Source organism: Glutamicibacter halophytocola, assembly GCF_001302565.1.
In the GTDB taxonomy this organism is placed as follows: domain Bacteria; phylum Actinomycetota; class Actinomycetes; order Actinomycetales; family Micrococcaceae; genus Glutamicibacter; species Glutamicibacter halophytocola.
Genome location: NZ_CP012750.1, coordinates 1665943 through 1686116, shown reverse-complemented (window position 1 = coordinate 1686116; position 20174 = coordinate 1665943). Strand labels below are relative to the sequence as shown.

Here is a 20174-nt window from a genome sequence, read left to right as displayed (position 1 = left end):
CACTTCTTTCGATAGGTCTTGTGGTGCGCGTCAAAAACGCACAGGACTCGACTTATAAGAATATCAAGAATCACGGCACGATCTAACCAGTTCCATATCACTTCGCGGTGCGCGCCCGTAGCCAAGGGGTGTCCTGGGCTGCGGGCGCGCAGCTGGCAGTTGCTACGGAGCGCTCGCTTCCGGCTTGGCGGCCACGGCTGCGCTGCGCGGTTCTGCGGAAGCTGGCTTCGGCGGGGCCTTGCTGGCGGCCTGCCTGACCGGTGGTACAGCTCCCACAAGCTTCTTGGGCGGGATCGGAGCCGGGGCGGCCTTCTTCGCTACCGGCACCTGGGCCTTGGCAATAGGAGCCTTGGGCTTGGCTACTGTCGCTATGGGCTTGGCAACGGAAGCCTTGGGCTTAGCGACCGGCACCTTGGGCTTAGCAACTGGTGCTTTGGCCTTAGCGATCTGCACCGTGGACTTGGCGACTGAAGCCTTAGCAATGGGCTTCTTTGCCGGCGCGGCGGTGGCCGCTTGAGCAGGCTTCCTCTTCACGGGCTTCGTGGCAGGCTTGGCTTCCTGCACAGCAGGGCGGGCCGGCGCCTCGGATTCCATGGCCTTCCCGGCGCTCACCTTGGTTGCCGGCGGCGTTTTCTTGGCTGGGGCCTTTGATGACGGCTCGGCCTTGGGCACGATTCCTGTTGGAGCCTTCTCCGGAACTTTGAGGTTCACTTCCAAAGCGGTTGTTGGCTCAGGCGATGGCTCCCCTGCTGGTCCTTCGGTTGGCTGGGAATCAGCGATGGGTGCCTGGCTGGCATCGGCGGGCGGCACGCTGGGCGATGTGCTCGGTGTGGGCTTCGGCGATTCAGGCGATGATGATGGCTGCACCGACGGCGATGGCGAAGGCGCGATGCTCGGCTTGGATTCTTGCGTCGGCTTTGGAGCCAGCGAAGGCTTTGCACTTGCCGAAGCGGTTGGCGTGGCAGTCGGGCTGGATGTCGCGTCGAGGCTCGGAGATGCGGTGGGCTTGGCCGTGCTCGGTTTTGGCGTGGGCACCGGTGTAATTGTCTGTGCGCGCTCCGTCGGCGACGGCGAAGCGCTCGGTAATGCAGGCCTTGTTGGCGTTGCTGGCGGCGTGCCTGCCGGGCGTGGCTTCTCGGCCTGCTTGGTTGGCGCCGTGCGCCGCGGCTGAAGAACCTTTGGAGCCGTGGTTTTCGCCGTGTCCGTCCGGTGCTTTGCGGCCGGCGATGCCGCGGGCTTCGAGCTTGATGATCCCTGGGCGCGAACCGGCTTCTTTGCTGCGTTCTTCGCTTCGTGCAGCGGTGCTTTTGCGGGGTGCTGCGCTGCAGCCTGCAAGCTGCGAGCTGGTGGACGCTGGGGACTTTGGCCGGCGAGGAATCGGCTGGCCGTCACCGCTGGAGCATCCGGGAGAAACATCGAAGCGAATTGCCCTGGGCCCATGGCCAGATATTTGCTCGGGTTCTGCCACTGGCCATCGACGATGACCTCGAAGTGGACGTGGCAGCCAGTGGAATTGCCGGTGGTGCCCGCCAAGGCAATGACTTGGCCTTGGCTTACCCTTTGCCCTACACCAACGAGGATCAGGGAATTGTGGCTGTATCCGGTCTGGATCCGATTGCCGTGGTCAATGGTGACGCGATTTCCCGAATGGCCGGCCCATGAGGCGACCACAACAATACCGTCCTCGCTAGCTCTCACCGGCGAGCCGCAAGCTATGGGATAGTCCTGGCCGATGTGGATTTGCCGGCCAGGACCTGTCGGATTTCCGCGCCATCCGAAGGGGCTGGAAATCATGCTCGTAGACACAGGACGCATGAGCTGGAAAGACAGCAGGTTTGGCCTGATCAGCGCGTTGCTTGCGGCTGCCCGATACGCCGGCTGCGCCTGCGCTGCCGCAGCGGGCTGGTTGGCTATAGCTTGCGGGTGGATGGCACCGTGGGCTGATCGGGAGTCGGCCTGCCCAATCGCAGCGCTCTTCGGAACCGAGCTGAGCGTGCCGACCACGCCGAGCAGTGGCTCCTGCGACTCGGGTGCCGTCACCAGCACGAGGCCCGGCGGTGCGATAGCCGATTGTTCAATGGCCATGTCGCTGGAGGCCACGCGAACTGGCGGCGGAACTGGCCACGCCGTCGCGCTGCTCAGTCCCACAACCGCTGCGATCCCCAAAGCGAAATATGCAAATCCATGAGTGGTTGCCGGTGCCTGTGAAGGCACAGAAATATCCAAATCGTGATGACGTCGCTTCATAACTTGCCAGTCCCCCAAAACCGCAAATCAACAACAGGCTCTCAGGATAGTCCCAGAAGCATGCAATGACCATAGTTCGTCTTGACTCATAAAAACCTCCGCGATGCCAACTCTTGGTTTCCAAGCTTTGCGGGCATCCGCTGAGCACGACGGATAGATTCGGCAGCCTGGGCAAGCTGGCCCGTTGAACTGCTTAGATGCGAAGAACAACAGGCCCAGGCAAGGCCACCGTTGCTAGCTGGACGCCACCTGCAGATCCGTTGACGTGGATTGGTTGCGTGGCGGCGGTGCCCTAGGGTTTCGAAGCGAACAAGGAATTCCCCGAACCAATTGGAGAATCGAAGCCATGGCGCCATCGACGATCGACCAGGACACTTTGCATCGCTACCTCGACCGGCATCTGCTGGGCTCCGAATCCGGGCTTGATCATTTCAAGGCTGCACACGGCACTTGGGCCGGAACTGCCTTCGAAGAACGCTTTGAATCCCTGCACCAGCAAGTGAAGGCGGACCAAGAGGATCTGAAGAAGATCATGGCTGCGCTCGGCTGCAGCCCGCGCCCAATCGGAAAGCTCCTGGCTCCTGTGGCCCGGCTTGCCGGGAAGGCCAACCCGTTCAACCCGTTGCGGCAGCACACGCAAGCCGCTGCACAGGTCCAACTGGATGTTCTCACCGGATTGCTCAATGCCAAGCTGCGCATGTGGCAGACGCTGCTGCTCATGCTCCCCCACGAGCAGCGCCTGGATCGGGCACTGCTGCAGGATCTTTCACGCCGGGCCGATTCGCAGATCAAGCAGCTCGTGGCATTGAGCGACGAGACCTGGGCCGATCGCTTTGCGCCGCAAGAACATCATGATGGCGATGGGCACAGCCGCTGAGGGACCGTTGAAATGCGGCCTGCGCAGATCCCGCTGCCTGGCAGGAAGGGAAACCGGCGCGTGGGGGTTCGTCTCAGCCTGTTTGCCCTGTCCTGCGCTGGCTCTGCCACCAGCCTGTTCCCCTGCTGGGATCAGGAACTGGACCAGCATAAGCAGCCGCCATCGGTGGTTGTAATCAAATTTTCTGCCCCTGGTCGCAACCGCGGTTGCTTCCTGGTTGCATTACTGCTAGGCGGCGAAGATTTCGCAGGATTGCCCGCCCGGAGCTGGGCCAGGCCACGGTGGCCCGCTCCGAGGCAAGGCAGAGTGCATTGGCCAGATCCAGCGGCGTGCGCGCCATCCGGGATCCTCGCGGCGACACAGATGCTCCGCCGGCAGTTTCCACTGCGTTGAAGGGGCACCCCGCCAAATCCGGGACGAGATTCATATGCTGCGCCATGCAACCACTCAGCAATCGTTCAGCCAAAATAACCCGTGGCGAGATCCGTTCTATAGTTCAAATTGTCAGTATCAGATCAATTCAGAAAGCAGGAACCATGGGTATTGGAGACAAGATCAAGAACAAGGCCCAGGAAGCATCTGGAAAGGCCAAGGAAGCCTTGGGAGATGCCACCGACAACGAGCGTCTGCAGGCCGAAGGCGCCAAGGACCAAGCCGCAGCCAAGGCCAAGCAGGCTGGGGAACATGTCAAGGATGCTGCCAAGGACATCAAGGATGATCTCTCCTAAGATTCGCTGACCCAGTTGCGTCCCATGGAATGATTTCCATGGGACGCAACTTTGTGTTCAGCGAGTTTTCACGGGCGCTATCCCCTCGTTCCCCTCCTGCAAGACAGCACGACCGATGCGCGGTTATTCAGCGGTTGAATAGCCTAGCCGGAACATCCAGGATTCCTCGATGGGGGCAGGCAAGCTGCAGCAACCCGGTTCCCGGCAATCGGAGCCTAGCGCGCAGCCGGGAACCGTTCCCACGCACGATGCGTGGATAGCAGCCGCGCGGCGCTGTCGGCCACCGCGGAGACCTCGACCACGCTGACTCCCGGAGCCTCATCTGGCAGGCCCACGGCACGGAGCAGGCCGGAGGACTCTCCCGGCAGGCAGATGATGGCCTTGCAATGGCGGTAGGCCTCGTTGATCAGCAAACCCGCCCGCGGATCGACAAGATCCCCAGCGCTGCCAGCATCCCCGGCCTTGGCATCCAGCGGAGCCTCGGCATCCGGGGCCGGAGGCAGCGGCCCGACCAGCACCAGCGCGTCGAATTCAATGGACCGCGCCGTCAGGTAGGTCCGGTCGATTGCCACTCCCCCAGCGATTTCTCCGCCCCTGGCCGAAACCAGCAGTGGGGCCATGCCGCGCTCGCTCAGCGCCGAACGGATGGCCAGCGCATCATCGTGGTTGTTCCGGTCGAACACGACCCCGATCTTGCGCCCATCCACCGGCCAGCTCTTGCCGATCTGGGATAGCGCGGGGCTTCGCTCAGGTTCGCCAAGCTCCTGTGCCGCCGGTGCCGGCAGGCCCAGAGCCCTGGCCACGCCGGCAGCCAGCCCGGTGTCGATGTTGGCCAGGCAATCCACCTGCCGCTGGCGCACCTGGACATCGGTGCATTTGCCCAGCTCAAAGGTGTAGGACTGTTGCACGTGCGCCCGCTCAACGCCCGAAAGGCTGAGGTAGAACAAACGGGCCTGGCTGTAGTGATCCGAGAAGCTGGCCGGTTCGGAGCGTTCTTTCCTGCCGGCATCGATTGGCTGCGGGAACTCCAGTGGCGGCAGCTGCCCGGATCCGAGCTGAGCCATGTAGGGACAGCCGCCATCCAGCGAGTTCGGCTTATAGGGAGCTATTCCCTCGGGCACCCGGTGCTGGTGCAACCCATCGCGGAACATGTCGTTGACCGGTGCCTGCGGCTGGTTGACAGGGATCTGCGCGAAGTTCGGGCCGCCCAGGCGCGTGAGCTGGGTGTCCTGGTAGGAGAAGAGCCGCGCCTGCAGCAACGGATCATCGGTAATGTCGATGCCCGGCACCAGGTGCCCGGGATGGAAGGCGACCTGCTCGGTCTGCGCGAAGTAGTTCTCCGGATTGCGGTCGAGCACCATCTTGCCCAGCGGCTGGACTGGAGCCAGTTCCTCGGGGACGAACTTCGTGGGATCCAGCAGGTCGATCCCCTCGAAGCTCGAGGTGCCGTCATCCTCGAAGATCTGCACGCCCAGTTCCCATTCGGGCAAAGCGCCGGCATCAATCGCTTCGGCCAGATCGCGGCGGTGGAAATCCGGATCTGCACCGCCGGCCAACTGCGATTCCTCCCAAACCAGCGAATGGACGCCGAGCTTCGGCTTCCAATGGAACTTCACCAGGGAAGACTTGCCCAGCGCGTTGACCATGCGGAAGGTGTGCACGCCAAAGCCTTCCATCATCCGGTAGGAGCGCGGGATCGCCCGGTCGCTCATTTGCCACATCACATGCGCCTGGGCCGGGGTGTGCAGCGAGACGAAATCCCAGAAGGTATCGTGGGCCGATTGCGCCTGCGGGATTTCCCGATCGGGATGCGGCTTCGCAGCGTGCACCAGGTCGGGGAATTTGATTCCGTCCTGGATGAAGAACACCGGCATGTTGTTCCCCACCAGGTCGAAGATCCCCTCGTCCGTGTAGAACTTCGTGGCGAAGCCGCGGGTATCGCGGGCGGTATCCATGGAACCGCGGGAGCCGACCACGGTGGAGAACCGCACGAAAACGCGGGTGGTGCGTCCGGGTTTCAGGAAGTTGGCACGGGTCAGCTCCTCGGCGTTGCCATAGCTGGTGAAGAAGCCATGGGCTCCGGCACCGCGGGCATGGACCACGCGTTCTGGAATGCGTTCATGGTCGAAGTGCATGATCTTTTCGCGCAGGTGGTGGTCTTGCAGCAAGGTCGGACCGCGTTCGCCGGTCTTCAGGGAATGGTCGGTATCGCTGACCGGCGCACCTTGCGATGTGGTCAGGATGTCGCTGTCCTGGCCCGGCGCCGATTCCGGCTGCTGCCCTTGATCAGTTGGATGCATCGGCTCATTGGCCATGGCGTTCTCCTGGCTTCTCGGGAATACTGGCTGGATGCTCTCCACGCTAGAGGCCATCGGCTCGCGGTCTCCAGCCGTTCCAGCGATTCCCATGGTTTACACATCTGCCCCTGGATACGCCGGTTAAAAGCGGAAACCGCCGGTGGCTGCATGGCCCACCGGCGGTTTCCTGGACACCGAAATCGTGTCCTACCCCTTGATGATGTATTTGTTATTTTTCAGCTCCCACCCCTTTACTTGGATGCCAGCTGGTATCCGGCCTCGTTGTGCTCAGCTTCGTCAATACCGGCGATTTCGATATCGGCCGATACACGCCATGGGCTGAACTTGCCGATGACCGTGGCGATAATCCACGTCATGCCAGCGGAGAAGACGATGACCACGAGAAGCGTCATGAACTGTGCGAAGAGCTGTGCGAGACCGCCGCCGTAGAACAGGCCGCCTGCGCTTTCCTCGTTTGGCAGTGCAAAGAATCCAAGGAAGAGGGTGCCAATGATGCCGGCGACCAGGTGGACGCCCACTACGTCAAGCGAGTCGTCGTAGCCGAGCTTCCACTTCAGGTTCACTGCCCAGGCTGCACCGGCACCGGCCAGGACACCCAGCAGCAGTGCTGCCCATGGTGCTACGTCTGCACAAGAAGGGGTGATGGCTACCAGGCCGGCGACGAGACCGGATGCTACGCCTACCGAGCTTGCACGCTCGCCGCGCAGCTTCTCAACAAGGATCCAGCCAAGCACTGCGGCGCCTGGCGCGGCCAGAGTGTTGACCCAGATCAAGCCGGCCTGTTCCACGGTGGTCGCTGCGCCGGCGTTGAAGCCGAACCAGCCGAACCACAGGAGTCCTGCACCAAGCATGACCAGCGGGGTGTTGTGCGGCTGCGGGCGGTCGTGGAAGTTATGGCGCTGGCCGAGCTTGAGCGCAAGCACCAGGGCCGCGATACCGGCGTTGGTGTGGACCACAGCGCCACCGGCGAAGTCGATGGCTTCGCCGAAGAGCTTGCCGAGGAAGCCGTCTGCGGACAGCAGGCCTCCGCCCCATACCCAGAAGGCAACCGGCGCATAGACCAGGGTGACCCACAGCGGGATGAAGAACAGCCATGGGGCGAAGCGTGCGCGGTCGGCGATGGCGCCGGAGATGATGGCCACCGAAATCATGGCGAAGGTGCCAGCGAACCCTGCCGAAAGCAGGTCAGCCTGTTCGGTGTTGTGCATGGCGAAATCGCTGATTGGATTTCCGATGATTCCGGCGATGGTTGGCTCACCGGCGGAGAACGAGTACCCCCATAGCACCCAGACAACGGCGGTGATTGCTGCGGCGGAGAAGCTCATCAGCATCATGTTCACGACGCCGGTAGCGCGCGTCATGCCGCCGTAGAAAAGTCCCAGTGCCGGCGTCATCATCAGTACGAGTGCGGCTGCTATCAGGATCCATAAGCTGGCTACGTCCAACTCCATCTGGATCACTTCCCCTCAAGGTGTTTGGTGTATCGGTGGCGAGTCGGGCCCTGCTGCAGTTTGCGGTGTTATTGGCCCGGTGTTGAAACTATTCTTCGCTAACGATGTTTCGGTTCCCTCGCTGCCGCATTTCAAGAATGTATCCAAGAGCGCTTGGGGGTAACGTTTGGTTCTCGTACCGGTTTCCGGCATGTTTCAAAGCCTTCACGAATGGCCGGTGTCCGTGTGAATGCAGGGCGAAAAAGCCTGGAAGGGGACGCGCTGGCATACTGGGGTCGTGGACCGATCCTTCTTCATGCCTGATGCGCTCAGCGTGGCCCCTCGCCTGCTGGGCTCGATCCTCAGCGTCGATTCTCCGCAGGGACTGGTAGGCCTGCGGATCACGGAGACCGAAGCCTATCTGGGGGTCGGGTCCACCGGCCCCTACGATCCGGGTAGCCATTCCAAGGATCGGAAGACCGCTCGCAACGCCTCGATGTTCCTGCCACCGGGCCACGCCTATGTGTATTTCACCTATGGGATGCACTTCGCGTTGAATCTGGTGTGCTCACAGGAACACGTGGCTTCCGGTGTTTTGATACGTTCAGGACAGATTGTCCAGGGGCTCGACCTGGCGCGGGAACGAAGACATGCCAAGCAGAGTACGCGCTCTGCATCGAATTACGTCAAGGATGCTCAGTTGGCCCGCGGCCCTGGCAATCTCGCGGCGGCTATGGGTATTACTCGTGAATCTCATGACGGCTTGGATTTGCTGGCTGAGCCATTTCATATTGTCCAAAGCGGAGTGGCAGAGAGTGATATTGCCAGAGGACCTCGTGTCGGGGTGGCAGGAGTCGCCGGTGGGCCTGCTTATCCTTGGCGATTCTGGCTGAAAGGCGACCCGACGGTTTCTGCCTTCCGTCCAGGGAGGGACGCTCCGGTACCCCCAGCAAAGCCACGTGGATAAACAGAGCTGGCGCTGAACCAGGAATGGTTCAGCGCCAGCTCTGTTTTGCTATTAACTTGCAGTATCAGCTGGAGGATCCAGGAAAGAGTTCTTTCGAATCAATGGCTTTCTGCAGGCGGGAGTCGACGGTCTTGGCCAGCATTTGCACATAGGTCTCGCTCAAATGAGAGTGGTCCCAATAGGCCATGACGCCTCCGACAACTGGATAGCACGTGGTGTCATCGCACAGCTGATCATTCATGTCGATGTTCACGACGTCCGGATCATCCAGCGCCTTGACCGCTTCGGCCTGCGGGTCCATGGGAATCCATTCGTCAGCAGCTGCGGAGCAATCCTTGTAGTCCGAGGAATTCGCTGCCACGCAGTCCGGAATATTCCCTACTGTTGACCCGGGCCACGGAGTGTCTCGGATCACCGCGACCTCTGCCCCGGTATCGCTCCAGTCCTGGAGCATTTCTTCATAGGCATCGCGCCCCGGAGCCTCGCTCTCCGCCAAGGTACGTCCCGCAAGAGGCTGGGCGAATCTGTTGGAGCTGATGATCAGGTCGTAGTCCTCTTTTTCAAACTGCTTCGTAGCCCAGCGGGCATAGTCATTACAGCCTTGAACGTCTTCTTCCGACTCGAACTCCTGCGGGGCATCGAGTACTGCACACCGGCTGGCCAGATAGGTATCCAGGCTCCAGCCATGTGCCTTGGCGACCTTGTCAATGGCAGGGAACCACTGTCCCGCATGGGAATTGCCCACCAGTGCCACCTTGATTTTCCCATGTACGTAGTTGCATACGGGGCGAGTCGCGAAATCTGTCCCCGCGCCCGAGAAGCAGTCGTCCGCATAAACCCGCGGCTTGTCTTCTTTCGCAACGACAGGCGCAGGCGCAGCGCTCTCGTAGGAGGTTTGAAGCGTCTGCGGATCATCACAACTATCCGACAAGCCTTCTGGCCCGAAGCAGTCCTCGCCCAGTTCTTTTTGCACCGACGCAAGGGCGGCGTCGACATTTTCTGCATTCCGGATGATGCGTGTGCTGGTCAGATAGAAGCTGCCTGCCACAAGGGCGAGGACCAGGCTTCCAGCTGCCAAGAAGCGCGGGGCGGAGAGGAGGACGGAAGTATCGATGAATTTCCGGAAACGGACTTCCACCAGCTTCTGCGTCAGGACAGCAAGAACCAAGGTCAGGGCCAAGGCGATGATCTTCTGCGGCCATCCAAAGTCATCGACCAGGTACGGCATGAGGATCAGCAGCGGCCAGTGCCAAAGGTAGATCGCATAAGAGTTGTCACCGAAGAATTGGAAAATCCTGGTGTTCAGGAAGATGTTGGGCGAATACTTGTGCGTGGAATGCGAAAGCAGCAGCAGGGCCGTGCCCAATACCGGGACGGCGGCAATATAGCCGGGGAACGGCATCTCGCCGCTGAAGGCCAGCGCGCTGAAGGCGAGGGCCAATACGCCTCCCCATGCGCCTACCAGGCTGACCCAGTCCTTCTTCGCTGCGTGGATCTTGGTTCCCAAGGCAGCTACCAGCGCCCCGGCGGAGAACTCCCACGCACGGGTGAAGGTGGAGAAATAAGCGCTGCCCGGATCCGTGGCCGTGGCGTAGATGGAATACCCCAGGGACACAGCAAAGACTGTGCCTACTCCAGCTAGCGCCATGGTCCCAGGCTTCCGCTGGAACCGCAGCGCCACAATGACCAGAGCGCCAATCAGGATTGGCCACACGAAGTAAAACTGCTCTTCTGCGGACAGCGACCAGAAATGCTGGAACGGGCTTACGGCATCGCCTTCGGCCAGATAATCGACCTTGGTGAGGGCGAGGAACCAATTCTGGAAATAAAAGGTCGCAGCTATGGCCTGCAAGCCCCAGTCTTGCCACACCGTAGTGGGGGCTATGAGCCAAATTCCCACGACGCTGCAAAGAATCACGACGAAGGACGCCGGGATAAGCCGCTTGACTCGGCGCATCCAGAAACGCCCGACATCTGCCACATTCTTTGGCGGTTTGGAAATGAGGTGCGAGGTGATCAGGAATCCCGAGATGACAAAGAAGACGTCAACGCCGACGAATCCACCTGGAAGATAATGTCCCCAGAAATGATAGAGCACCACAATGCCAACGGCAATGGCGCGAAGTCCCTGGATGTCAGCGCGGAAGGCCCTGGGCCTCGGGTCGCGTTGAATGGGCAAGGGCAGGTCTTGGTTCGACAACACGTCCTAAGAGATCCTTTGCGGGTGGAGACCGAACGATCCAGACAATTGGTCGTGCCAACGTCATCTGATGTTCAGGTGTAGTAATTTCACGTTAAACTTCCAGCCTTCATTTCTACCGAAGGTAACTGGCATGTTTCTGGGAATACTGGGCATCCACAAGCGGCTGCTTGGATGCCCTGGCTGCGGCTATACGCATCATTTTTGGCATTGACAAGGCGCAACGAAGCGTTCAGGCCGGCAATGTCCCTGCCGGTCCAGATTTTCATCAACTGATCGGCATCGGCGTGGCGCATCGAATTTGGCGCATAAACAGGCCGGGTGGGACCGCCATAGCGGGGCCCACCCGGCCTGTCGTTGCCTACTACCCTTCGAGCAAAGCGTCCACGAAATCCTCTGGGCTGAACGGCGCCAGATCATCCGGGCCCTCGCCCAGGCCAACCAGCTTCACTGGTACGCCCAGCTGCCGCTGGATCGCGACAACAATGCCGCCTTTGGCGGTGCCGTCGAGCTTGGTCAGCACGATGCCGGTCACGTTGACCACCTCCGAGAAGACCTTGGCCTGCTGCAGGCCATTCTGGCCGGTGGTGGCATCCAAGACGAGCAGCACCTCGTCAATGGTGGCCTTCTTTTCGACGACGCGCTTGATCTTTCCCAGCTCGTCCATCAAACCGACCTTGTTCTGCAAACGGCCAGCGGTGTCGATCATGACGATGTCGACTTCCTGGTCGATGCCGGCAGAAACTGCTTCGAATGCCACCGAGGCAGGGTCGGCACCGTCGATGTCGGAGCGGACCGTTGGGACACCCACGCGGTCGCCCCAGGTGGCCAACTGCTCCGCGGCTGCAGCGCGGAATGTGTCCGCAGCGCCCAACAGCACGTCCTTGTCCTCGGCGACGAGGACACGGGCCATTTTGCCGATGGTGGTGGTTTTGCCAACGCCGTTGACGCCCACGACCATGATGATGCTTGGACGATCCGGGTGCGGCTCAGGCAGGTAGCTGCGGTCCAGGCTTGGATCCACGAGCTTGAGCAGTTCCTCGCGGAGCATGGCCTTCACGCGGGCAGGATCCTTGCTGCCTTCGATCTTCACGCGTTCGCGCAGGGCATCGACGAGCTCCATGGCTGGTTCGGTGCCGAGGTCTGCCATCAGCAGATTCTCTTCGATTTCTTCCCAGACATCCTCGTCAATGGTGTCCTGGCTGAGCAGTGCCAGCAGTCCCTTGGAGAACATGTTGTTGGACTTGGTCAGGCGGGCACGCAGTCGCGCCAATCGGCCCTGGACCGGTTCGGGAACATCGAACTGCGGCGTTACCGGTACGACGGGCTCTTCAACAGCGACGGCCGCATCGGTTGCACCGGCGGCGTCAGCAACAACCTCGGTCGTGCCTTCCGCGGATTGACCGGCTGGCAGGTCGTCAGCATCGCGCTCGGAAGTATATGGAGTCTTGGGCTTGCGGCCCTTGGTGACAAAGGCAACGACGCCAATGCCCACCACGGCAACAACCGCGACAATGATGATGGTTAATGTAAGCGAATCAGACACGTGTTAAATCGTCTCACACCTCCTCGCCTTTGGGGACGATGCCCCGTACTGCACCATGTAAGAAGAGCCTTGTTTCTCGATATTTCTTGGAGCTCGACCGGCGAGGCCCGCTGGCAGTGCCGCTGCTGCTGAATCTCGGCTGCAAATCGTCAAGCAAGGAGCCCCTCCTTGGAGCACGGGCCCGACAAGCTGGTCCTGCCCGGCAGGCCCGCAGATTATCATCGAAATGATGTCGCCATTGGACGATATGAAGCACGAGCGCGCCACGCTGGATCAGCGGCTTCAAATACGGCCCACTGTTCGACGATTATCCTTTCAAAGCCTGCGGGTTGATCCGGGATCACTGATTGACCCCATTGATGATTTTCCTAGTCAGAACCTGCTGTATATGTGTCTGCAGCGCCAATTGAAGTGGAAATGACGCAAGAGGAGAATGATAAGCTCAACAAGAGCTGAAGTGAAAGAGGATTTCCGCATGTTAGATCGCATTCGAAAAGTCGCCAACAGAATTTTCAGCGTCAAAGTAGTCAATAGCAAGCCAATCGCAGTAACGCTGGACCCGCCAATTACTGCCGACCCGGATCAGAAGACCCTGCTGCGCCAGATTCACAATGAGCTGAAGACACATCGACGGGAGCTCGAAACTATCCGGCTTGCGGCAACCTCTGAAGTCATGCAGGAGGTATCAAAGTTCCACCGCAATCAAGTCAAAACGCTGCTGGAAACTCTGGAACTGCTAGCCACAACGGATGTGTCCATGTCCCGTTTCGGTGACGGCGAGTTCCGGCTCATGCTGCTCAATGATTTCAATCTTCGCTTTCAGAAGAACTCCCCCGAACTCCAAGAAGACCTTCGGAATGTTTTCACCAGCAATGATGCCAATTTGGCAGTTGGTTTTCCCCAGCTGTTCCGTGATGCACATTGGTCCGGCGTGTATCAGGAACTATGGCCGCGCTTAGTGCAGCTTACAGCTTCTGACCGCGCCTACGCCTGCGCCCACGTTACTCGCCCCCAAGCCTTCTCGACCTTGGGACAGCGTGCCGTTGATCTGTGGCGTCAAGTATGGGATGGCAAAAAGGTGGCTATCGTGACCGGTGAAGGGTCACGATTTGATCTGATTCCTGAGCTGTTCGACAACCTTGCGAGCCACGAGTTCATTTATTCGAAACCAGTGGGAGCGTACGACGATTTGGATCGCGTTCAAGCTCTCGTTGCCGACAGCGACTGTGAACTCGTGCTCATCGCCTTAGGGCCCGCCGGAGGGATCCTTGCCCATCGCCTTGCTGGGGCCGGAAAACGAGCGCTGGATATCGGCCATCTCTCAAACAGCTATGAGAATGTCTTCAAGGGCGCACCGCGCCCCGAAGCCACCGCAGTGACTACTGATGGCGAGAAAAATTCGTAGCGTCAGGCGGCAAGCCTTGCGGCAATAGACAAAGCACCTGCCAGACACTTCCGCATCTGACCAGGTGGGCTTTGTCGATGGGCAATTCCGGGCTAGCGGAGTACTTCTACACGGGCACGAAAATCTTCGTGTAGCGGGCCAGACACAGGATCGATCGGAAACGCGTCGCTTAGCAGGGACAAGTCAATCTGAAGCGCCGGCAGCGTCGCTTTGGCTCCCAGTGCCGCTAGATCGATACTTGCGAGCTCGCTTGCGCTGACCTGTATCCGGCTTACGGCCTCGCGGTCCAGACAGCTGAAGAAGTCCTCGAACTTGAAGTCCTTGCCCCCCAGCTGGTGGTCAATGACGTCAAGCCATACCCAGGGCACGCCATATGCCTGGGCAACAATCAAACCATGCAAGGAGCTGGACACCACAGCTTGGGCCCCGGCGATCTCCTCGACGACCGTCTTGACATCATTGCGCACATCTACCACTCGTCCGCTCACAGCATTGTGGTCAATTCTTGGCAAATGAACGTAGTGCGGAACGACTGCGACTTGGCCATGACCTTGGTCCTGGGGCGGGATTACATCTGGCAAAAGTAGCGCTGGGTCGCCATAGACCTCGGGAACTTCCCAACCGAGTGAATCTTGCAGTTCGCGACGGGTCAGCTTGCCGCGCACTGCGTGGACCTTAATCCCTTTGAGCCGCTTGCGCACTTCAACTTCCTTGATCGTCAATGGACGCATCAAGCCACTGCCCCAGACATCAACATTGTGCCGGTTGATCTTGCCTGCAATCGAACCAACGCTGAACAAGGCGCGGGCATTGGTTCCGGGGCGGTTGAACTGAATTGGTTGGCGACCCGAGTATGCCTGGACCATTTGTGGACCCACCCAGTCGCCAAAATTGAGTTTGGCCGAGTACCAATGCATGGGAATGTGGGTTCCCGGGTCGAAAGCCCCAACTTCCTCTTGCCTGCGCAATGCCAATAATTTTTGTCCCGCGCGGATCATCTCTGCCGGGACATTTCCGGTTGGCACGCGGGTGGCTAGCGCATGCATTGGATTGCCATGCACATCGAATTCCACCGATGCCTGCGTAATCAGCACGTCGTTAAGCCATTGGAGGGCAGCGGCATTAGTTCCGACGCATCCGACAATATATCCCTCGCTCGAAGGCACGCATCGGACTGCAACGGTCGACCCCAGGACAGGTACCGCGGCACGAATCTCCGTGTCGTCACTGGACAACTTCGTAAAAATTGCGCTGCCGATGGGGTCATTAGCCAATTCGGCAATAGCACAATGATGGGCGTTGGCCAGCTCTGCCAAGTTCTTCCTCCATGTAGTTCGACTTCGAATACCAGCGAATTGGTCGTAGCTTCATCACGCGGTATAAGACAGGGCATCGTCTCGCCTGAGGGATGCATGCCCGAATTTCACTCTAGCCAATCATACGCGTGCCGACTTTGCTCAATATCCCGGCCCATTGTGAACTGACAGGTGAATGGACTGGTCCAGCCTAGGGGTATCCATACCGAGCCATCATCATGTAGCCAAAATATGAAAGACCAGGAAGACATAGACTTAGTTTGGCCCTATCGCCCTTATCTGTCCCGTAGAAAGGCTGGAAGGCCTGTTTAGCCCCAGGCCATCGGCAATGATCAAGTTATTCAACCGCACAGCGGCTTCACGCGCGCCGATCCCCCGCGAAATTGGCGTCCTTCTGGTGGCGGCCTTCATTATCGCTCTGGGATTTGGGCTCATTGCCCCGATCCTGCCGCAGTATGCAGTGAGTTTTGATGTCGGCGCGGCCGCGGCCAGTGTTATCGTGAGCATCTTTGCCTTTACCCGTTTGATTTTCGCTCCGGTGGCCGGTGCGTTGGTGGGCAAGCTCGGGGAACCGCGCATTTATGTCACAGGTGTCTTGCTGGTGGCCGTCTCGACGCTGTTGTGCGGAATTGTCCAGGATTACACCCAGTTGCTGATCGCTCGCGGACTCGGCGGCTTCGGATCCACCATGTTCACCATTTCCGCGATGGCCTTGATTGCGCGGCTTTCACCCGAAGAGTCCCGCGGCCGCATTTCCGGGCTGTACGCCGGCGCCTTCTTGCTGGGCAACGTGGCCGGTCCGGTGCTCGGAAGCTTCTTGGCGCCGCTGGGCATGCGCCTGCCGTTCTTCATTTACGGCACCGCCCTGGTGATCGCTGCAGCCGTGGTCTACTTCGCGCTGGGCCGCCGCCGCGACCTGGATCGGGATGCCGAGGATTCTGCCACGACCCGCCAAGCGATCGAAGTGGTCACGACCCGGGAGGCGCTGAGCTCCCCCGCCTATCGCGCGGCGCTGTTCTCCGGTTTCAGCTACGGATGGCTGGCCTTCGGCATCCGCAACAGCATGATTCCGCTCTTTGCCTTATCCGTTTTCGGTCAGGGCTTGGGCACCACGATTGCCGGATTGTCGATGGCGCTGTTTGCCATTGGCAATGGCTGCGCACTGCTATTCTCCGGGAAGCTGACCGATAAGGTGGGCCGCAAGATGCCAGTCATGATTGGCTTGGCCCTCTTGCTGCTGTCCATCGGATCCATGGGGATTTTCACCTCGGGGGCCGGGTTTGTCATTTGCTCGATTTTCGCCGGTTTCGGCGGCGGCATCCTCGGGCCGGCGCAGCAGGCGTCGGTTTCCGATGTCATCGGCACCGGACGCAACGGCGGCAAGGCTTTGGCCGGTTTCCAGATGTGCCAGGATTTCGGAGCGATTATCGGCCCGCTGCTTGCAGGCTTCCTGGCTGACACGCTGAACTATGAAATTGCCTTTGGAATCTCGGCCCTGGTTGCCCTGGTGGGCTTGATTGGCTGGTCCCTGGTTCCCCGCACGATCCGCCCTGTGGCGTTGGACGAGGAATCCCCGGCTCCCAAGAACCCGCGCTAGTCACCGGCGGCCCGCAGCACCGCTCGGCGCCGGAACCTGGTTTTAAAATGATGGAGTGGATGCCAACTATGGCATCCACTCCATCATTTTCTTGTGCGCGTTCAGGCGAGCTTCGCCTTGCGCAGATCGATGCTCAACGCACCGGTGACTGTCCGGAACACAATGGCACCGGCATGTGTTGTTTCCTTGACGTTGGCCGGCATGCGAATACGCCGGGTTTCTGCATGGTCGTAATTGACGTGTATGTCTGCTTTGCCCTTGAAGCTGGCGCCCAACGTTGCGTAGGAAATCTTGGCAATGTACTGCCCGGAGTCTTGCTCCACGATGGGGAACTGAAGACGACGATCGGTTTCGCGTTCGTCAACATATACTCCACGAGGAGCCGGCCCGATGGCAGGGCTGGAGAAGCGCAATTCAAAATGATCGCTCTTGCTGGTGGCCTTGATCAGCTCCGGGCGCCCAGCAACGTCATCATCCTTCGCCGCCAGCCGCTTCAGTTCCTCGTAGTCCCCGGCAATAATTGCCGCGGCCTTGGCAGCATCGTGCTCGCTGAGCACTTCGCCGGTGCGCTCGGCCAGGAACTCCTGGACGTATGGGCCGAATGCCGCCGTCCACAGCTTGGCGCGGGCTTCACGGTATTTCAAGAATCGCTCTCCGGCGAAGAACTTCAAGCCCTTGCGCTTGAATAGGCCTGCAATCAGGCGGCGGCCCAGCTCTGGATCGTCAAGGGTGTTGGCGCGGATCGTATTGCTGATGTGCGTCATGGATTCGACGTAGCCCATTGGCTCAAAAGGCTGGGCACTGATGTTGTTCCCGTCCCCGCGTTCCCGAATGTAGTAGTAGTCGTAATCGCCAAGGACGCTTACGCGCTTGGCATGCAGGTAGCATCCTGCCAGCACCATTCCATCTTCGAGACGGACTTTTTCCTCCGCAAAGCGCAGGTCGTGATCGAGGATCATCTGGCGGCGAATGAGCTTCTGCGGCATCAAAGTCGCAAAGATCTGTTCGAGTGGCACATCGATCTGGGTTGAAGAGAACAGTGAAGTGCGGATCACTCGACCGCCAACGGGAACGAGTTTTGGGGCGAGGACATCTACATCATGCTCCAAGGCGAAGTCGCGCATGCGGCGCAGCGCTTCGGTTCCCAAGGTGTCATCAGAATCCGCATAGAAAACATACTCGCCCTTGGCCAGTGCAGTTCCGACATTGCGCGGTTTGCCCGGCCACCCGCTGTTTTCCTGATGCACGACGGTGAAGTTGTCGTTGCGCTTGGCATAGACATCCAGGATCTCCCCGCCAAAATCAGTGGATCCGTCGTTGACTGCAATGACCTCGTAAAGGCTCTTGTCCAAGTCCTGCAGTTCCAGGGAGTTGAGCAATTCAGTCAAGTAGGGCATTGAGTTGTAAACAGGAATGATGACGCTGACAAAAACTCCGGCCGGTTGCGGCTCAGCGGCCTCTGCCACCGTTTCGGGATCACCGGAAATTTGCGGAGCCGTGGCCTTGGCGCGCGCCGCGGGGATCACTGGCGCTGCGGGCTCGCCCTGATCTGGCGGGGACACCGCATGCGAAACGTTGCCACTTGAAGCTTTACTGCGCCTTCTAAACAGAGCCATCAATTTCCCAAATTCCAGAACCCTTCCGGGTTCGATGTATGTCTACCCTAATTATATACAGAGAAGCGACACTAGAAGCGACCATTGGGAAGGTGCTATTTGCCACCTGATTAGTAATGTTACAAATTCATAACGATAGTTCCGATTGGGCTTTGACCACTCTAATCATGTCGATTGAAGATCGCGAACTCTCGCGTGCCGGCCACCATGGACCACTTCACCTCGATGGTAAGCGACACGGTACCTCGGTAATGTATTGAACCCGCCATCGTCGCGAAGCTAGGGTTTACCCGTGCTAAAGAATTCCGTTATCCACGAAGAGCTGTTTGTCGGCCGCGACCTTGCCCTCGACTATCACGACGGCGGTTTTCCCATATCAATCGTCACTTTCGAGGCGAGGAACAAGTACATTGACGCCGTTGAGCCCAGCCCCTTCGAGGGCGGCTACGGACGTGGCATCTTTGCACAACTCGGATTGAATGAATTCCTGGTTAAGCGCAGCAGAAACCACTGGTACCAAACAGATGAAATCGAACAAGTCGTCGACATCATCAAGGAACGTGCCAAGGGGACCACTTTGATCACCTACGGCGGGAGCATGGGTGGCATGGCCGCCATCAGCCTCGCGACGAAACTTGGCGCGAAAACGTTCATTGCCCTATCACCGCTGTACGATATCGCCGCTGACGGCGAGGTCAAGGACGATCGATGGGGCGACGAAGGACATCTTTTTGACTTCAAGCACAATTACATCCGCTCAGGAGACTGCAAGGACGCCCAAGGCTACGTGTTCTATTGCCCGGATACGGTAGACGTGGAACACGCCCAAGCCATCGAGCGCATGACCAAGGGAACACTGGTTCCATTGGAATATGGAGGGCATCCGGTTTCGTTCTTCTTGAATGACACCTACAAGCTCAAGCGCCTCGTCAGCGAGATTGCCCACGGCGAATTCGATCTGGACAACTTCTATAACGTGGTGAGAACCAATACGGAGCTCACGCACTATCCGCACGAAAAGCAGGCTGCTGAGTTTTCCCGGCATGGAGATAGTGCCGCCGCTATTAAGGCCATGCGCACCGCTGAGTCCATGAATCCAAAAATCGCGCGGCTGCCCTATCGGCTGGGCGAAATGCTGCTCGCCGCCGGCGAATTCGACGAAGCCAAATTGGCATTTCAAAGGGCCATAGCCATTGATCCGTCATTGGCCCGTGCACATGCGCGCCTCAGCCGGATTCACGAAAAACACGGGAACCTGTCCGATGCCATCCGGGCCATTCGCCAGGCAGTCAAAGCGGCGCCGTCAAAAGCAGATGCCCGCTTGCGCCTAGGCGAGCTGCTGCTGAAAGCAGGCAGATCAAAGGAGGCAGAAGCCTCCATTAGCCGATCCCTGCAGATCAATGCCAACCAGCCGGCGGCGCACGTCCGCCTGAGCTATGCGTACGCTGACCAGAACCGCTGGTCCGATGCCATTGATGCAATGCAGCACGCCGTCGCGCTGGCACCCGAGAAACCGGAATACCATCTTCGCCTGGGTGAATGGCAGCTGAAAGCACAGGACTATCGCACTGCTCAAGTCTCGATGCAACGGGCCATCGATCTGGCCCCCGGGAATTCGCACTACTACGTTCGCATCAGCTACGCCTTTGCCGGGCAAAAGGACTACCAGCAAGCGGCCAGCGCCATGGAACAGGCCTGCCGCATTTCACCGGACAAGCCAGCCTCGCACCTGCGCTTGGGCGAATGCCTGATCAAGGCCGGTGACCTCTCCGGAGCGGAAGCCGCCATGGGTGGAGCCGTTCGGCTGGACCCGCAATGGCTGCGAGCCCAGGAACGCTTGGCAGCTGTGCAGTCGGCCATCGCACGGCGCCATCTGGCCAGCGCCAGCCAGTAGGCGCGGGGCAGTTCGCCCGTATCCGCAATGAGC

At 59.5% G+C, this 20174-nt stretch carries 16 protein-coding genes and 1 pseudogene; 8 read left to right on the top strand and 9 right to left on the bottom strand.

The window, feature by feature from the left end:
• Positions 1 to 162: 162 nt before the first annotated feature.
• Positions 163 to 534, bottom strand: a complete 372-nt coding sequence (locus tag AOZ07_RS19065) for a hypothetical protein (RefSeq protein ID WP_236995297.1) — start codon at positions 532 to 534, stop codon at positions 163 to 165.
• Positions 535 to 550: 16 nt separating this feature from the next.
• On the opposite strand from AOZ07_RS19065, the gene AOZ07_RS19060 reads away from it, so the two are divergent.
• Entirely contained in the window at positions 551 to 1171 is a 621-nt protein-coding gene (locus AOZ07_RS19060; RefSeq protein ID WP_236995296.1) for a hypothetical protein, read from the top strand.
• 344 nt (positions 1172 to 1515) lie between these two features.
• Here AOZ07_RS19060 and AOZ07_RS19240 read toward each other — a convergent pair.
• Positions 1516 to 1794 (bottom strand): annotated as a pseudogene (locus tag AOZ07_RS19240) (M23 family metallopeptidase); the annotation flags it as partial.
• Between AOZ07_RS19240 and AOZ07_RS19050 the strand changes: the two are divergent.
• Together AOZ07_RS19050 and AOZ07_RS07690 are read left to right on the top strand one after the other, a co-directional pair.
• Positions 1793 to 2188, top strand: a complete 396-nt coding sequence (locus AOZ07_RS19050) for a hypothetical protein (protein WP_060701470.1) — start codon at positions 1793 to 1795, stop codon at positions 2186 to 2188. The pseudogene AOZ07_RS19240 and the gene AOZ07_RS19050 overlap by 2 nt on opposite strands.
• Before the next feature lie 405 nt (positions 2189 to 2593).
• The gene (locus tag AOZ07_RS07690; RefSeq protein ID WP_060701469.1) at positions 2594 to 3124 is read left to right on the top strand and encodes a hypothetical protein; all 531 of its coding nucleotides are present in this window, start codon (positions 2594 to 2596) and stop codon (positions 3122 to 3124) included.
• Between the two features lie 175 nt (positions 3125 to 3299).
• Here AOZ07_RS07690 and AOZ07_RS18765 read toward each other — a convergent pair whose 3' ends face one another.
• A complete protein-coding gene (locus AOZ07_RS18765) occupies positions 3300 to 3464 on the bottom strand; it encodes a hypothetical protein (RefSeq protein ID WP_194943834.1) in 165 nt (54 codons plus the stop codon).
• A gap of 196 nt (positions 3465 to 3660) precedes the next feature.
• Between AOZ07_RS18765 and AOZ07_RS07685 the strand changes: the two genes are divergently transcribed.
• Positions 3661 to 3852, top strand: coding sequence for a CsbD family protein (locus tag AOZ07_RS07685; protein WP_060701468.1), 192 nt, complete (start codon positions 3661 to 3663; stop codon positions 3850 to 3852).
• 215 nt (positions 3853 to 4067) lie between these two features.
• Here the strand turns inward: AOZ07_RS07685 and AOZ07_RS07680 are convergent, their stop codons facing one another.
• Both AOZ07_RS07680 and AOZ07_RS07675 read right to left on the bottom strand, forming a co-directional pair.
• Positions 4068 to 6260: a catalase gene (locus tag AOZ07_RS07680; protein WP_417935214.1), complete on the bottom strand. Its 2193-nt coding sequence runs from the start codon at positions 6258 to 6260 to the stop codon at positions 4068 to 4070.
• Positions 6261 to 6400: 140 nt separating this feature from the next.
• Positions 6401 to 7621, bottom strand: coding sequence for an ammonium transporter (locus AOZ07_RS07675; RefSeq protein WP_060703365.1), 1221 nt, complete (start codon positions 7619 to 7621; stop codon positions 6401 to 6403).
• 277 nt (positions 7622 to 7898) lie between these two features.
• Here AOZ07_RS07675 and AOZ07_RS07670 point away from each other — a divergent pair, with 277 nt between their 5' ends.
• The gene (locus AOZ07_RS07670; protein WP_236995294.1) at positions 7899 to 8567 is read left to right on the top strand and encodes a DNA-3-methyladenine glycosylase; all 669 of its coding nucleotides are present in this window, start codon (positions 7899 to 7901) and stop codon (positions 8565 to 8567) included.
• 64 nt (positions 8568 to 8631) lie between these two features.
• Here the strand turns inward: AOZ07_RS07670 and AOZ07_RS07665 are convergent, their stop codons facing one another.
• Positions 8632 to 10770 (bottom strand): acyltransferase family protein, encoded by a 2139-nt coding sequence (locus AOZ07_RS07665; protein WP_060701465.1) that lies wholly within the window; start codon positions 10768 to 10770, stop codon positions 8632 to 8634.
• A 361-nt stretch (positions 10771 to 11131) separates the two neighbouring features.
• The gene (gene ftsY, locus AOZ07_RS07660; protein WP_060701464.1) at positions 11132 to 12313 is read right to left on the bottom strand and encodes a signal recognition particle-docking protein FtsY; all 1182 of its coding nucleotides are present in this window, start codon (positions 12311 to 12313) and stop codon (positions 11132 to 11134) included.
• A 475-nt stretch (positions 12314 to 12788) separates the two neighbouring features.
• On the opposite strand from ftsY, the gene AOZ07_RS07655 reads away from it, so the two are divergent.
• Positions 12789 to 13718: a GT-D fold domain-containing glycosyltransferase gene (locus tag AOZ07_RS07655; RefSeq protein ID WP_060701463.1), complete on the top strand. Its 930-nt coding sequence runs from the start codon at positions 12789 to 12791 to the stop codon at positions 13716 to 13718.
• 92 nt (positions 13719 to 13810) lie between these two features.
• Here the strand turns inward: AOZ07_RS07655 and AOZ07_RS07650 are convergent, their stop codons facing one another.
• Positions 13811 to 15034, bottom strand: a complete 1224-nt coding sequence (locus AOZ07_RS07650; protein WP_060701462.1) for a polysaccharide pyruvyl transferase family protein — start codon at positions 15032 to 15034, stop codon at positions 13811 to 13813.
• Positions 15035 to 15362: 328 nt separating this feature from the next.
• Here AOZ07_RS07650 and AOZ07_RS07645 point away from each other — a divergent pair, with 328 nt between their 5' ends.
• Positions 15363 to 16631 carry an MFS transporter gene (locus AOZ07_RS07645; protein WP_060701461.1) on the top strand — a complete coding sequence of 423 codons (1269 nt, stop codon included), beginning with the start codon at positions 15363 to 15365 and terminating at the stop codon, positions 16629 to 16631.
• Positions 16632 to 16732: 101 nt separating this feature from the next.
• Here AOZ07_RS07645 and AOZ07_RS07640 read toward each other — a convergent pair whose 3' ends face one another.
• On the bottom strand, positions 16733 to 18193 hold the full coding sequence (locus AOZ07_RS07640) for a glycosyltransferase family 2 protein (RefSeq protein ID WP_060701460.1): 1461 nt from the start codon (positions 18191 to 18193) through the stop codon (positions 16733 to 16735).
• 346 nt (positions 18194 to 18539) lie between these two features.
• On the opposite strand from AOZ07_RS07640, the gene AOZ07_RS07635 reads away from it, so the two are divergent.
• A complete protein-coding gene (locus tag AOZ07_RS07635; protein WP_060701459.1) occupies positions 18540 to 20141 on the top strand; it encodes a tetratricopeptide repeat protein in 1602 nt (533 codons plus the stop codon).
• Positions 20142 to 20174 lie beyond the last annotated feature (33 nt).

Coding starts and splice junctions, on each gene's coding strand:
- AOZ07_RS19050 (WP_060701470.1), top strand. CDS start 1,793: ATGCTCGTAGACACAGGACGCATGAGCTGGAAAGACAGCAGGTTTGGC.
- AOZ07_RS07690 (WP_060701469.1), top strand. CDS start 2,594: ATGGCGCCATCGACGATCGACCAGGACACTTTGCATCGCTACCTCGAC.
- AOZ07_RS18765 (WP_194943834.1), bottom strand. CDS start 3,464: ATGGCGCGCACGCCGCTGGATCTGGCCAATGCACTCTGCCTTGCCTCG.
- AOZ07_RS07685 (WP_060701468.1), top strand. CDS start 3,661: ATGGGTATTGGAGACAAGATCAAGAACAAGGCCCAGGAAGCATCTGGA.
- AOZ07_RS07680 (WP_417935214.1), bottom strand. CDS start 6,260: ATGGGAATCGCTGGAACGGCTGGAGACCGCGAGCCGATGGCCTCTAGC.
- AOZ07_RS07675 (WP_060703365.1), bottom strand. CDS start 7,621: ATGGAGTTGGACGTAGCCAGCTTATGGATCCTGATAGCAGCCGCACTC.
- AOZ07_RS07655 (WP_060701463.1), top strand. CDS start 12,789: ATGTTAGATCGCATTCGAAAAGTCGCCAACAGAATTTTCAGCGTCAAA.
- AOZ07_RS07645 (WP_060701461.1), top strand. CDS start 15,363: ATGATCAAGTTATTCAACCGCACAGCGGCTTCACGCGCGCCGATCCCC.